Origin of the sequence: Corynebacterium sp. LK2537 (assembly GCF_040946485.1) — a bacterium.
GTDB lineage: Bacteria > Actinomycetota > Actinomycetes > Mycobacteriales > Mycobacteriaceae > Corynebacterium.
Window position 1 is genome coordinate 12,722 of sequence record NZ_JAYWLQ010000003.1, and the last position, 12,942, is coordinate 25,663.

Consider the following 12,942-nt stretch of genomic DNA (forward strand, 5'->3'; position numbering starts at 1 on the left):
TTGTAGGGTTTTTACGTTTGTCACATCTTCCCGCTTAACGGGAAGAACCCCCGACGGCGTAACGAGCGGCCGGCGGGGGAAATTCAACCATCTAGCCCATCATCCCGCGCTGGGGCGGGGTGATGAACCAGTCAGTATGAGGATGCTTTAGGACGCCTGGATCTCGTCGACAGCCGTCTTCAGGCGGTCCAGGTGAGCACCGGTGACCGGGATGTGGCCGGCCTCGGTCAGGCCCTCATCCTGGTGGTCCAGAGCGGTCTTCAGGAACTCCTTCAGCAGGGCCGCCTCGGACTCGTCGTAGCCAGCGGAGCAGACGATCTCGTAGGTGGTCAGGATGAGCGGGTAGGAGCCCTCATCGGAGGAGGAGAACAGAGCCTCGGAGTTCACGACCATGTCGTTGCCCTCGGTCTCGAACTGCAGGTTCTCCAGAGCGGTGCCGACGGTCTCCTCGGACAGCTCGGTCGGGCCAGCACCGAAGTCGATCTTGGCAACGCCCAGACCGGCCTGCTCAGCGTGAGAGTGCTCGACGTAGGTGATGCCGCCGTCGATGCTGGAGACCTGGGTAGCAACGCCGGAGGAGCCGTTGGCGCCCTCGCCGACCTCGGTCGGGAAGTTCTTGCCACCCTCGTTGTCCCACTCTTCGGTGGCGTCGTGCAGGAACTTCTGGAAGTTGTCGGAGGTACCGGACTCGTCGGAGCGGTAGACCACGGAGATGCGGGTATCCGGCAGGTCAACGCCCTCGTTGTCAGCCTGGATAGCCTCGTCGTTCCACTCGGTGATGTCGCCCTTGAAGATCTTGGCAACGTTCTCGGTGGAAAGGTTCAGCTCGTCAACGCCCTCCAAGTTGTAAGCGATAGCAACCGGGCCGATAACGAACGGCAGGTGCCAAGCGTCGTTGCCGTTGCAACGGTCCTTAGCAGCCTCAACCTGTTCCTCCTCCAGCGGGGAGTCGGAACCGGCGAAGGTGACCTGGCCGTCGACGAACTGGGTACGGCCGGAGCCGGAACCGGTGGCGTTGTAAGCCAGGCTAGCGTCGCCGCCAGTGGTCTCCTGGAACTTGGAAGCAAAGTAGTCCATAGCGTTCTGCTGGGAGGAAGCGCCCTCACCAGTCAGCTCGCCGGAAACCTCGGTCTCGCCCTCAGCGGAGGAGTCAGAGTCGTTGCAGGCGACCAAAGCGGTAGAAGAAGCCGCGATGATGCCGAAGATTGCAGCGGTGCGCTTGAAATTGCGAATCACGGGAAACCTTTCCTGTGGAGATCAGATTCAACTTGATTGTCCGAGCACCTTTACCCGCGCGCAGCCACCCCATGGGACGGTGGTGCCGGGCTGACCTCCGACGCGGTGGAACTGGCCTATAGCGGTGAACTAGTCCGCGGCGCAGTACCTCCGCGCCTAGAAGGCCTGGATACTCACAACGCTTAAAGCTATCCAGTCTTGGTTAACCGGAAAGGTCCCTTTCGGTTAACGCTGAGTTAACAATCGCCCCAACGCAGGTGATTCTTCTCACCTTTCACACCGATCCATGGTTTCCTACTGAGTTTTCTCAACGTTCTTCCTCAGGTTTTAGACGCCGTAGACGCAGTGCCGCTCGGCCACCTCGAAACCCGCCTTGTCGTAGGAGCGCACGGCCGCGGCGTTGTCCGCCTCCACGTAGAGAATGACCTTGTCAGCGCCTTTGTCCTGCATGCGCTTGAGCCCCAGCGCCAGCAGCGGCCGGGACAGCCCCTGGCCCTGGTAAGAGCTGGCCAGGCCGATGACGTAGACCTCGCCGAAGGACTCGTCCTCCTCGGTGGTCACCGGGGAGTGCCACTTGGTCCAGTGGAAGCCGGCCAGCCTCGGTTCCGCGCCGCGGGTGTCCCACAAGAAGAGCACGTCCGCGGGGTCGTACCAGGAGTTGTCCTTGCCGCGCGCCAAGCGCTCGGCGTCCCAGCCGCCCTGCTCCGGGTGCCAGCTAAACGCCTCGTTGTTGACGGCCAGCCAGGCGCTATCGACGGCCTCGGCTCCGAAGCGCTGGGCGGCCGCCGGGTAGTCCATGGCCTCCAGGCCCGGCGCGTCGACGGCGTCGAAGGCTGCGGCGGAGCGCAATGGGTCCCCCTCGAGCGCCATAACCAGCAGCTCGCGCTCGATGGTGCGGCCCGCGGCGGCGGCCAGGTGCTGGGCCGCGGGCAGGTTCCCGTGCGCCCAGACCGGCCGATCGCCGAGTTCGCCCAGCAGGGCCTTTCCCTCACCGTTACCGCGGTAGTCGGGGGCGACGAAGAGCTCGGCGCTGTCCCCGTCGTCGGCGGCCACCCCGGCCAGGTCCTCGCCGACCCACAGCAGGGTGTGGGTGTGGCCCAGGCGGGCATCGTCGAGCCCGGCCAGGAACTGCTCGGAGAGCGGCGCTACCCCGTCGGCCTGGGCGGCCTGGCGCGCTAAGGCGGCTACGGCGCGGGCCGTGGCGGCATCGTCGGGCAGGTGCGTGGTTTTAGTGGTAGTCGCTGTCATGGTTTCCAGGATAGTTTGCAACAATGGAGCATGTGACTGACGTTGTTGTGCCCGCCCGCGCCCGCAAGCCCCTCGCCTGGCTCCTGGGCATCGCCGCGGTGAGCGGAAGCCTGTTTGTGGTGGACTCCGGTTTCGCCATGCACGCGGAGCATTCCATTTCCCAGCGGGTCAAGGAAGAATCCAAGCTGGAAAACTCCCCCGAGGTCTACGTCGGGGGCATGCCCTACCTGGGGGCGGCGGTAACCAACGAGATCCCGCTGATCGAGGTCAAGTCCCTCGACGTGGAGGTGCCCCACTTGGGCATGATCAATGCGCAGACCACCCTGCGCGATATCACCGTCTCCGCCGACCAGCTGACCAGCGGGGACTTCGCCGGCGCACCGGTGTCGACCTTCTCGCGCGCCATCACCCTAGACGGCGTCGCGCTCGGGCGCCTGCTGGACATCACGGACCTATCCATTGCCAACCCCGACAACATCTCGCCTACCGGCGGCATGGCCTCCGAGGCCGAGCTCAGCGGCACCGTCGCCGGCGCGAAAGAGCCCACCCGGGTGCGCGTGACGCTGCGGCTCGTCGGCGAGCGCTTCTACATGCGCCCGGTGGAGATCCTGGAGCTGGCCGAGGGCACGAGCGAGGAAGAGGCCACCCAGGTCTTCGAGCTGGAACTGGATACCCGGCAGCTGCCCCTGCCCGCCCAGGCCACCGCCGTGCGCCTGCAGGGAGGCGGCATCACCTTCGAGACCCAGCGCCGCAACACCCACCTGCAGCCCGGCCAGCTTGCCCCCATCGAGATCGCCGGGGAATACGACTCCGACGGCCGCGAGGTCAACGACGAGAATTCCGGTAACTAGCCGCGCCTACTTAATCCGGATGAGGTCCAGTAGGATCTCTTTCACGCTCCGCTTGTGCGGCTCGCCCGCCTCTCGCGGGGCGAAGACCTCGAGGGCGTCCGGCACCGAACGCAGCTGGACCCGGGTATGCGTTCCTTCGGATTCCCCGTCCGACTGGAAGCGGTGCGGGGTCGGGCAGCTCAGCGTCACCGCGGAGGCGTCGTCGAATTGCAGGGTGCGCGCGCTGGTGACCTTGTTGAGCCAGCGGCGGTGGTCCACGCCAATCAGGTGCAGCATGCCCACCAGGCCGGACACGCCCTGCAGGCTGCTCAGCCCGAACAGGCCCAGGCCCTCGTCGAAGGAGTTGCGCGGGTTGGTCACCATGGGCAGCGGGCCTAAGAAGGTCCACGGGTTGGTATTCGACGCCAGCATCAGGGGGACGTTCTCGTGCTCCCAGCGTTTGCCGTCGTTGCCCTCCGCGACCACGTTGATGCGCGGCGGCCGGCGCAGCGCACGCGTGTAGGCGCGCACCCCGATGACCAGGTAGCGCAGCGGCGTGGCCGCAAAGCCGCGCTCGCGGGCCCGGTCCACCCGCGCCAGGACGTCCGCGTCCAACCCGAAGCCCGCGTTCACGGCGAACCAGCGGTCGTCCCAGGTGCCCAAGCAAATGGTGCGGGTGCTGTTGCGGTCGAGCAGCCGGGCCAGCACATGGGTCGCGTCCACGGCGCCGGCGGGAAAGCCCAGCGCGCGCACGAAGACGTTGGCCGAGCCGGTCGGGATGATCGCCAGCACGGGCAGCTCCTCCGGGCGGGGCCGCTGCCCGGGATCTGCGGAATCTTTCACCGGGCCGAGCAGGCCGTTGACGATCTCGTTGACGGTGCCGTCGCCGCCCATGGCGATGACCGCATCAAAGTCTGAACGGCGCATGCCGGCCACCATCTGCTCCGCATGCCCCGGGTACTGGGTCATCCGGGCTTCCATGGACAGCCCGGGCGCCGCCCGCAGCGCCGGCACGACCTGCCGCAGCAGGCCGGCGTTCTGGCTCGTAGAGTTCGGGTTCAAAATTAATAGGACACGCACACACCACACTCTATAGACCTGGCCCGGGTTTCGCTGCGCTTCTCCCCCGCCCAACCACGCAGTGCCGACGCACAGTTAGCTAGGATCGAGGGCATGACTGAGCGAAACGATCACTCCGAAACTCCCGAGAACACCACCCCGGCCGGCGAGCAGACCCCGGACACGGCCGCCGATGCCGCCGCAGCGAACACCGGCTCCAACGGCAAGCTCAACGGCAACGCCGCCGTGAACCACGCCGCCGAGGCCTGGAAGGACGCCTCTTCCCGCAACATCCCGGCCCCGGACTTCGCCGAGATCCCGGTCTCGGAGGACACCGCCAACCTGCGCCAGGGCCCGTCCCTGCACGACGGCCTGCTGGCCCTGCTGCCGCTGGTGGGCGTGTGGCAGGGCGAGGGTCAGGCGCACGGCACCGACGGCAACGAATACACCTTCGGCCAGCGCCTGATTATCGCCCACGACGGCGAGAACTACCTGTCCTTTAGCTCCCGGACCTGGAAGATTGATTCCGAGGGCACCCCGGGCGAGTCCGACGTGCGCGAGTCCGGCTTCTGGCGCATCTCCGCCAAGGACGAGATCGAGATGACCTACACGTCCTCGACCGGCATCGTCGAAATCTTCTACGGAGAGCCCTTCAACGAGCGCGCCTGGCAGCTCGAGTCCGCCTCGACCATGGTCACCGAGACCGGCCCGAAGAACCTGGGCCCGGGCAAGCGCATGTACGGTCTCATGCCCAACAACAACCTGGGCTGGGTCGACGAGCGCCTCGTCGACGGCGAGATGCGCCCGTACATGTCGGCCGAGCTTTCCCGCGTCGCCGGCTAGCTAATCGCGCTACGACGCCACCGCGGCGTCGATGAGCGCACGGATTTCCTCCGCGTTGTCCGGGGCCGCCAGCTTGGTCCCGTTCAGCGAGCGGACCCGCACCCCAGTGCGCACCGAGGAGACCAGCCAGACCGAGTCCGAGCGCTGCAGGTAGCCCAGGTCCATCTCCTTGGCCTTGCAGTTATAGCCGCGATCCTCGGCCAGCGCAAACAGCGCCGCCTGCGTGGTGCCCGGCAGGATCCCCGGGGCCTTGGGCGTGCGCAGCTTCTTCCCGCGCACCGCCACGACCGTCGAGGTGGCCCCCTCCAGCACCAGGCCGCTGTCCGGGTGGGTATAGATGACGTCGTCGTAGCCGTCGTGGCGAGCCTGGCGCAGCGTAGCCAGCGTCGCGGCGTAGTTCAGGGTCTTGGCCAGCACCTTGTCGTCCGCCTGCCAGCGCCGCGGGGTCGCCCACACCCGCACTCCCTTCGCCCGCTGGGCTAAAACGTCCGCGCCGATGGGCTGGACCGCGACCCACGCTGTCGGCACCCCGGTCGAGGCCCGCCCCCGTGAATAGGTCCAGGTGCACTTGGCTTCCTCCGCATCGAATTCGCTCGCAGCCAGCGCGGTGGCCTCCAGCCACTTGTCCAGGCACGGTTCCGGCAGCCCCAGGGCGCGGGCGGAGCGGGCGAAGCGCTGCGCGTGCCGCTCGGTGTTGCGGGCCTTGCCGTCCCTAATGAGCAGGGACTCGAAGACCCCGTCGCCCCGCGTGACGGCCGCGTCATCCCAAAAGACCAGCGGCAGGGAGGGGTTGTGGCGGCGGATCGATCCCCCGAAGGGCTCGACCACGTAGATTACGGGCGCAGGTTGTAGCATGCTCATAATTATGCCCGGTCCGACCTAGCCAAGCAGGCGAATGGAGCGTTACGATGGCAATTGTGAGTTATTCTTCTGTTCTTCTTCAGCGCTCCGGCGCTGCCGAATTCCAGTCAGAAACACCGCTCGATGCCGCCGGGGTCGCGTGGCATTACGGAAACCCCTTGGGTGAACAACGCGCCGCCCAGTCCGGCGCCATCGTCGTAGACCGCAGCCACCGCAGGTTCTTGCAGGTCAGCGGCCAGGACTCCGCGGAGTTCCTCAACAACCTCCTCTCGCAGAAGCTGGACGATGTCCCCGTCGGCTACAGCGCCACGGCCCTCGACCTGGACATCCAGGGCCACATCCTGCACCAGGCGGACATCACGCGGACGGAGGAAGGCTTCTTCCTTGACCTGCCCGCGGGCCAAGCAGACAGCCTGCGCGATTTCCTGACCAAGATGGTGTTCTGGTCCCAGGTAGAAATCACGGAGCCGGACTACGCCCTGCTGACCGTCCTGGGCGACGGTGAGGTAGCAGACCCCGCGGGCACCGTTTTTAGCCGGGAGGTCGACTGGCCGGGCATCCGCCGGCGCGACCTCGTCGTCCCGCGCGCGGAGCTAGCCACCGCCGTCGCGGAACTGGAAGCGGCCGGTCTCACCCTGGCCGGGCTGATGGCGTATACCGCCGAGCGCATCCGCGCCCGCGAGCCGGAGCTGGCCGTGGACTTGGACACCAAGTCCATCCCCCACGAGGTCCCGCAGTGGATCGGCCGCGGCGAGCAGGCCGGCGCCGTGCACCTGAACAAGGGCTGCTACCGCGGGCAGGAGACCGTGGCGCGCGTGGAAAACTTGGGCCGCTCACCCCGCCTGCTGGTGCTACTGCACCTGGACGGCTCGGCCCCGCAGCTGCCCGAGCCCGGCACAGGCATCACCTTCGGCGGCCGCCGCGTGGGGCGGATGGGTTCCATCGTCGACGACTGCGACTTCGGCCCCATCGCCTTAGGCTTGGTCAAACGTTCCGCCCTGGATTCCGGGCAACTGACCATCGGCCAGGCCGCCGCCAACCTCGATCCGGATTCCATCCCCACCACTGAGGGGCCGAAGGCTGGACGCGCGGCCATCAACAAACTGCGGGGGAAGTAGAGTCACCCGTTTAGAGACCTAGTGAGAAAACCTTAAGTCTCTCACTAGGCCATTTGCCCTGCCTTAGGGGGTCGTGCGGAATTTTTTTGACGCACAGGCTATTGTGTCTTACAGGAAGATACTCAAATGACAAGCCGATGGGGCCATCCGAAACCCTGGATCGTGCCCTACACACCTCAAGGGGGTCATGCACATGGGACGCGGACGCGCGAAGGCAAAGCAGACCAAAGTTGCACGCCAGTTGAAGTACAATTCTCCGGAGATGGACTTGGATTCGCTCCAGCGCGAGCTAGCCTCCAAGAAGCCGGGCGATGGATGGGGCCGAGAGGATGAAGAAGACGACCGCTACGAAGACCCATACGCCGACTACATCGACGACTGGGACGACGAAGCCAAAGGTTAACCCCTAAAAACGCCACTACGCCGCCGGCGACCAAGACTTGGTCACCGGCGGCGTTGGCGTAGGTCGGGCGCTAGAAGTTCGGGTGGTTGCCGGTCACGACGACGCGGGGCTCGCCCTCGGCAGACTTGCGCACCTCGCCCAGCTCCCAGGCATCCAGGTGGCGGGCCGTGAGCATGGCCAGCGCGCGGTCGCGGTCCTCGGCGGAGACGACCGCCACCATGCCGACACCCATGTTGAAGGTCTTTTCCATCTCGGACAGCTCGACCTTGCCCACCGAGGAGATAGTGCGGAAAATCTGGCCCGGGGTCCAGGTGGAGCGGGCCACGTGCGCGGTCAGCCCCTCCGGGATGACGCGCTCGAGGTTGCCGGCCAGGCCGCCGCCGGTGACGTGGCAGAACGTTGCCACGTGGCACTCCGCGGCCAGCGCCAGACAATCCTGGGCGTAGATGCGGGTCGGGATGAGCATCTCCTCGCCCAGCGTGCGGCCGAGCTCGTCCATGTAGCCGTCCAGCGGCAGGCCCGCCTGCTCCAGCAGGACGTGGCGGGCCAGGGAGTAGCCGTTGGAGTGCAGCCCGGACGAACCCATGGCGATGAGCACGTCGCCGTCGCGGACCTTGTCCGGGCCCAGCACGCTATCGGCCTCGACCACGCCCACGGCGGTGGCGGAGACGTCGTAATCGTCGACCTCCATCACGCCCGGGTGCTCGGCGGTCTCGCCGCCCAGCAGCGCGGCGCCGGCCTGCACGCAGCCCTCGGCGATGCCGGCCACGATCTCCGCGACCTTTTCCGGAACGACCTTGCCGACGGCGATGTAGTCCTGCAGGAAGAGCGGCTCGGCGCCGCAGACCACCAGGTCATCGACGCACATGGCCACCAGGTCGATGCCGATGGTGTCGTGCTTGTCCATTGCCTGGGCCACGGCCAGCTTCGTGCCCACGCCGTCCGAGCCCGCCGCCAGGATGGGCTCCTTGTAGTCGCCGAGCTTGAACAGGCCGGCGAACCCGCCCAGGCCGCCCATGACCTCCGGGCGGGTAGCGCGCTTGGCATGCGGGGCGAACAGCTCCACCGCGCGGTCGCCGGCGGCGATGTCCACGCCGGCGGCGGCGTAAGTGTTGTCAGTCGTATCGGTCATAGCGAAAGTTTCATTCCTTGGGGTCTTTTTAAGAGTTCTGGCTCATAAGCGTACGCACAGCTTCCGCGTTGGGGTTACCGGCCGGCAGGCCCAACGGGTAGTGGCCATCAAAGCAGGCGGCGCACAGCTGGCTGCGCGGCTGCTCGGTCGCCGCGATCATCTCATCGACGCTGACAAAGCCCAGGCTGTCGGCACCGATGGCCTCGCAGATGGTCTGGCAGACGACCTCCGGGTCATCGCTGGGCGCGACGTTGGCGATGAGCTCGCCCGGGGAGGCAAAGTCGATGCCGTAGAAGCACGGCCACTTCACCGGCGGGGAGGCGATCCGCACGTGGACCTCGGCCGCCCCGGCCTCCCGCAGCATGCGGATGAGCGCGCGCTGGGTGTTGCCGCGGACAATCGAGTCATCCACTACCACCAGCTTCTTGCCGGCGATGACTTCCTTGAGCGGGTTGAGCTTGAGCCGGATGCCCAGCTGGCGCAGGGTCTGCGTGGGCTGGATGAAGGTACGGCCCACGTAAGCGTTTTTGACCAGGCCGTGAGCGAAGGTGATGCCGGATTCGCGGGCGTAGCCGACCGCGGCCGGGTTGCCGGACTCCGGCACCGGGATGACCAGGTCGGCGCCCTCGGCGGGGTACTGGCGGGCCAGGCGGCGGCCGATATCCACGCGGGTCTCGTTGACCGAGCGCCCGGAGATCTGGGAGTCGGGTCGGGCCAGGTAGACGTATTCGAAGACGCAGCCGTGGCGGGTGGGCTCGACGAATTTCTCGGAGCGGATCCCGGTCTCGTCGATGGCGACGAGCTCGCCCGGCTCGATTTCCCGGATGAACTGCGCGCCCACGATGTCGAGCGCACAGGTCTCGGAGGCGACCACGAAGCCCTGCGGCAGGCGGCCCAGCGCCAGCGGGCGCACGCCGTGGCCGTCGCGGGCGGCGTAGAGGGTGTGGCCGTCGGTAAAGGTCAGGCAGAAAGCGCCCTGAACGCGGGGCAGCAGTTGGCGGGCGGATTCGAAGACGGAGGTCTCATCATTGACGCCGTCGCCCAGCAACATGGACAGACACATCGAGTCGGAGACCGACTCCTCGTGCGGTTTGATCAGCCCGCGGTCCACGGCCTCTTGGCGCAGCTCCAGGTAATTGACCAAGTTGCCGTTGTGGCCGAGCGCGATGTCTACCCCGTTGGAGGACGCGCCGAACATCGGCTGCACGTTGGACCATTCCTTGCCACCGGCGGTGGAGTAGCGGGTGTGTCCGACGGCCACGTTGCCCTGCAGGGAGCTCAGGATGGACTCGTCGAAGATGTTGGCCACGAGCCCCATGTCTTTGAACACCACGAGGCGGTCGTCGTCCCCGACCGCCATACCGGCGGCCTCCTGGCCGCGGTGCTGGAGGGCGAAAAGCCCGAAATAGGTAAGCTTGGAAACCTCTTCTCCCGGGGCCCAGACGCCGAAGACGCCGCATTCTTCCCGCGGAGAGGTCTCGCCGTGATCGTCGAGATTAGTGAGGCCAGTTGTCTGAAGTGAGTTGACGGCTTCCACGCCGGTTATCTTAGTCTTTTAGCCAGCGCGGCACTAATACTCGGCCGTCTTCCTGCCCGCTTGCGCGGCTTAGCGGCCCAGCGGGATGACGGGCAGCCACTCCGCGATTTCGGCGGCGCGGGAGCCGGAAGCATCAACCTGCCCTGCGTCGACGGCGGCTTGCCAGCTGGTATGCCCGGTGGCCAAACGCAGCCACGTGTGCGGATCCGTCTCCACGACATTGGGTGGGGTGCCGCGGGTGTGGCGCGGGCCCTCAATACACTGGACGGCCACGAACGGGGGTACCCGCAGCTCCACTGAGTGCCCCGGCGCGTCCTGCTCCACCAACCGGGCCGTGTTGCGTACCGCCTGCGCCAGCGTGGCCCGGGCCGGCCGCTCCGTGGTCTCCGGGTTGTCTTCCCGGATCCACTCTGCCAAAGCCTCGACGGCCGCGCGCGCCGCGGCGGGATCTGCCTTCTTTGCCATGCCGCCCAGTCTAGTCGCCGCCACCCCGGCGCTGCCCGCGCGCAGCCTTCTGGCTGTCCGCGACGCCACGTGCCCTAATCCTTCCTCCCGCCCTGGTAGCTTTATATATTATGACCACTACCCCGCAGACGCAGGATGCTCTCAAGTCCCCGCAAATCACCCTTCGTTTCATGGCTTCGCCTACTGATGTCCTGATGGCTGGCGCCCAGGGCATCAGCGGCGGCCGCGTTCTGGAGTGGATCGACAAGGCCGCCTACGCGTGCGCGGTCCAGTGGTCCGGCCAGTACTGCGTGACCGCTTACGTGGGCCACATCCACTTCACCCGCCCCATCCCCTCGGGCCACATCGTGGAGGTCCGCTCCCGCATCGCGATGACCGGCCGGTCGTCCATGCACATCGTCAACGAGGTGCTCTCCGCGGACCCGCGGGACGGCATCTTCACCCGCGCCTGCGACTGCCTGGTCATCTTCGTGGCCAAGGACGCCGAAACCAACAAGTCGACCCCGGTACCGACGTTCACCCCGGAAAACGACGACCAACGCCGCGTCGCCGAGGCCGCCCAGTCCCGTATTGAGCTGCGCAAGGCCATCGAAGAGGAGATGGAACAGCAGACCTACGACGGCCCGTCCTACGCCCCGCGGCTCATCAACCGCTTCCTGGCGAAGCCGACGGACGTCAACTGGGGCGGCAAGGTCCACGGCGGCACTGCCATGGAGTGGATCGACGAGGCCGGCACCGCCTGCACCATGGAATGGTCCGGCGAACACACCGTGGCCGTCTACGCCGGCGGCATCCGCTTCTACCGCCCGATTGCCATCGGCGACCTCATCGAGGTCGACGCCCGCATGATGCGCACCGACAACCGTTCGATGCAGATGTCCATCCACGTGCGCGCCGGCAACCCGCGCGGCGGCCGCAACAACCTAGAGACCGCCATCCACGCGACCGTGGCCTACATGGCCATCGACCGCGACTTCCAGCCGCAGGCCGCCCGCCAGTTCACCCCGGTCACCGAGGAGGACAAGCGCCTGGCCGAGCATGCCAACATCCTGCGGGAGCTACGCGGCAAGTACTCCCCCAAGCCGCTCATCGTCGCGCCCAACAACCAGCACATCGACTAAGCCCCAGCAGTCAGCGCCCACGCCGGCAACGCGCTAATCGGCGCCTGCCGGCCGGCGCAGCGTCTCCCAGTCCCGCACCAGAAAGTAAATCGGGCCGGCCCCTGCCACCACGGCCACGACGGTCCCCGCGATCGATCCGTTCAGCGCGAAGCCCACAGCCAGCATGGTAAGTGCAGCCAGGACCGCCACCCGGATTACGGCAGTTGCCTTTTCCTTTGCTTTCACGCGGTTAGCCTTCTCTCATGGCCTTGGCCCGGCTGTTAGTGCCCTCAACGGCACTTGCCGGGCCCGCACCCCTTGTCTTCACTCCCTATACTAGCGGCCTGCCCGTACTGCTAGCCGGCGCCGACGACCACCATCCACACGGCGACCAGGTGGACCGTGGCGGCCGCGATCGTCGCGGTGTGGAAATGCTCGTGGTAGCCGTAGATGCGCGCGTTGCGCCCCGGCCACTTAAACCCGTAGACCACCGCACCTAAGGAGTAAACCAGGCCACCGGCAAAGAGCAGCCAGACCACCGCGGGGCCTTCCTGCCGCCACAGGGTCGGGATGAGCGGGACGATCAGCCACCCGAGCACCAGGTACACGGCCACGGATAGCCAGCGCGGGTGCTCGATCCAGACCAGGTTGAGTATCACCCCGGCCACCGCGCCGCCCCAGGCCACCCCGAGCAGGATCCACGCGGTCACACCATTGAAGGCGATAAGCGATAGCGGCGTATAGGTCGCCGCGATGAACACGGCAATGGTGGCGTGGTCGGCCCGCCGCCACCACTGCACGGCCCGGAAGCTACCCCAGGGCCAGCGGTGATAGGTGGCGGAAACCGCGAATAGGCCAACCAGGCAGACCCCGTAGACCGTCACGCCGAGGGCCGGTGCCCAGCTCAGCGTCATCCAGGAATAGGTAATGAGGACCGTGGCGGCGACGAGGGCGGCCAGCGCGGCGAAGACGTGCCCCCACCCGCGGGTAAGCGGGCGCGGGCCACGGTCGGCCACTAGCCTGGTCCGTTCGACTAGGCCGTCCTGTACCGGCGCCATGTGTCCTCCTCTTAAGACTCAAGTGACGTAGTGCGCACCACTTCTAGCCGTA

General features: G+C 66.7%; 14 protein-coding genes. 5 read left to right on the forward strand and 9 right to left on the reverse strand.

Annotated elements, in window-relative coordinates; all coding sequences use genetic code 11:
* Positions 1-147 precede the first annotated feature (147 nt).
* Entirely contained in the window at positions 148-1,236 is a 1,089-nt protein-coding gene (gene pstS, locus VVS03_RS04920; RefSeq protein WP_368521624.1) for a phosphate ABC transporter substrate-binding protein PstS, read from the reverse strand.
* A gap of 327 nt (positions 1,237-1,563) precedes the next feature.
* Complete coding sequence (gene mshD, locus VVS03_RS04925) at positions 1,564-2,484, reverse strand: mycothiol synthase (RefSeq protein WP_368534629.1); 921 nt, start codon at positions 2,482-2,484, stop codon at positions 1,564-1,566.
* A 32-nt stretch (positions 2,485-2,516) separates the two neighbouring features.
* Between mshD and VVS03_RS04930 the strand changes: the two genes are divergently transcribed.
* Positions 2,517-3,335, forward strand: coding sequence for a DUF2993 domain-containing protein (locus VVS03_RS04930; RefSeq protein WP_368519818.1), 819 nt, complete (start codon positions 2,517-2,519; stop codon positions 3,333-3,335).
* 6 nt (positions 3,336-3,341) lie between these two features.
* Here VVS03_RS04930 and VVS03_RS04935 read toward each other — a convergent pair whose 3' ends face one another.
* Positions 3,342-4,394, reverse strand: coding sequence for a diacylglycerol kinase family protein (locus tag VVS03_RS04935; RefSeq protein WP_368519819.1), 1,053 nt, complete (start codon positions 4,392-4,394; stop codon positions 3,342-3,344).
* A gap of 93 nt (positions 4,395-4,487) precedes the next feature.
* Between VVS03_RS04935 and VVS03_RS04940 the strand changes: the two genes are divergently transcribed.
* Positions 4,488-5,216: an FABP family protein gene (locus tag VVS03_RS04940; RefSeq protein ID WP_368519820.1), complete on the forward strand. Its 729-nt coding sequence runs from the start codon at positions 4,488-4,490 to the stop codon at positions 5,214-5,216.
* A 9-nt stretch (positions 5,217-5,225) separates the two neighbouring features.
* Here VVS03_RS04940 and VVS03_RS04945 read toward each other — a convergent pair whose 3' ends face one another.
* Positions 5,226-6,071: an aminodeoxychorismate lyase gene (locus VVS03_RS04945; RefSeq protein ID WP_368519821.1), complete on the reverse strand. Its 846-nt coding sequence runs from the start codon at positions 6,069-6,071 to the stop codon at positions 5,226-5,228.
* Between the two features lie 62 nt (positions 6,072-6,133).
* Between VVS03_RS04945 and VVS03_RS04950 the strand changes: the two genes are divergently transcribed.
* Positions 6,134-7,195 carry a folate-binding protein YgfZ gene (locus VVS03_RS04950; RefSeq protein WP_368519822.1) on the forward strand — a complete coding sequence of 354 codons (1,062 nt, stop codon included), beginning with the start codon at positions 6,134-6,136 and terminating at the stop codon, positions 7,193-7,195.
* Between the two features lie 193 nt (positions 7,196-7,388).
* On the forward strand, positions 7,389-7,598 hold the full coding sequence (locus VVS03_RS04955) for a DUF3073 domain-containing protein (RefSeq protein ID WP_290223174.1): 210 nt from the start codon (positions 7,389-7,391) through the stop codon (positions 7,596-7,598).
* Positions 7,599-7,668: 70 nt separating this feature from the next.
* Here VVS03_RS04955 and purM read toward each other — a convergent pair whose 3' ends face one another.
* From purM to VVS03_RS04970, 3 genes are all read right to left on the reverse strand, one after another.
* Positions 7,669-8,730 carry a phosphoribosylformylglycinamidine cyclo-ligase gene (gene purM, locus VVS03_RS04960; protein ID WP_368519823.1) on the reverse strand — a complete coding sequence of 354 codons (1,062 nt, stop codon included), beginning with the start codon at positions 8,728-8,730 and terminating at the stop codon, positions 7,669-7,671.
* A gap of 28 nt (positions 8,731-8,758) precedes the next feature.
* Positions 8,759-10,267 carry an amidophosphoribosyltransferase gene (gene purF, locus VVS03_RS04965; protein ID WP_368521622.1) on the reverse strand — a complete coding sequence of 503 codons (1,509 nt, stop codon included), beginning with the start codon at positions 10,265-10,267 and terminating at the stop codon, positions 8,759-8,761.
* Positions 10,268-10,336: 69 nt separating this feature from the next.
* Positions 10,337-10,732: a sterol carrier family protein gene (locus VVS03_RS04970; RefSeq protein ID WP_368521621.1), complete on the reverse strand. Its 396-nt coding sequence runs from the start codon at positions 10,730-10,732 to the stop codon at positions 10,337-10,339.
* Between the two features lie 170 nt (positions 10,733-10,902).
* On the opposite strand from VVS03_RS04970, the gene VVS03_RS04975 reads away from it, so the two are divergent.
* Positions 10,903-11,853, forward strand: coding sequence for an acyl-CoA thioesterase (locus VVS03_RS04975; protein ID WP_368521620.1), 951 nt, complete (start codon positions 10,903-10,905; stop codon positions 11,851-11,853).
* A 33-nt stretch (positions 11,854-11,886) separates the two neighbouring features.
* Here the strand turns inward: VVS03_RS04975 and VVS03_RS04980 are convergent, their stop codons facing one another.
* Entirely contained in the window at positions 11,887-12,078 is a 192-nt protein-coding gene (locus VVS03_RS04980) for a hypothetical protein (protein ID WP_368521619.1), read from the reverse strand.
* Positions 12,079-12,188: 110 nt separating this feature from the next.
* Positions 12,189-12,890, reverse strand: coding sequence for a PAQR family membrane homeostasis protein TrhA (trhA, locus tag VVS03_RS04985; RefSeq protein WP_368521618.1), 702 nt, complete (start codon positions 12,888-12,890; stop codon positions 12,189-12,191).
* Positions 12,891-12,942 lie beyond the last annotated feature (52 nt).

Bases quoted from the DNA above. Each gene is read 5' to 3' on its own strand.
- VVS03_RS04975 (WP_368521620.1), top strand. From the start codon at position 10,903: ATGGCTTCGCCTACTGATGTCCTGATGGCTGGCGCCCAGGGCATCAGC.
- trhA (WP_368521618.1), bottom strand. From the start codon at position 12,890: ATGGCGCCGGTACAGGACGGCCTAGTCGAACGGACCAGGCTAGTGGCC.
- VVS03_RS04955 (WP_290223174.1), top strand. From the start codon at position 7,389: ATGGGACGCGGACGCGCGAAGGCAAAGCAGACCAAAGTTGCACGCCAG.
- VVS03_RS04940 (WP_368519820.1), top strand. From the start codon at position 4,488: ATGACTGAGCGAAACGATCACTCCGAAACTCCCGAGAACACCACCCCG.
- purM (WP_368519823.1), bottom strand. From the start codon at position 8,730: ATGACCGATACGACTGACAACACTTACGCCGCCGCCGGCGTGGACATC.
- VVS03_RS04970 (WP_368521621.1), bottom strand. From the start codon at position 10,732: ATGGCAAAGAAGGCAGATCCCGCCGCGGCGCGCGCGGCCGTCGAGGCT.
- VVS03_RS04945 (WP_368519821.1), bottom strand. From the start codon at position 6,071: ATGCTACAACCTGCGCCCGTAATCTACGTGGTCGAGCCCTTCGGGGGA.
- mshD (WP_368534629.1), bottom strand. From the start codon at position 2,484: ATGACAGCGACTACCACTAAAACCACGCACCTGCCCGACGATGCCGCC.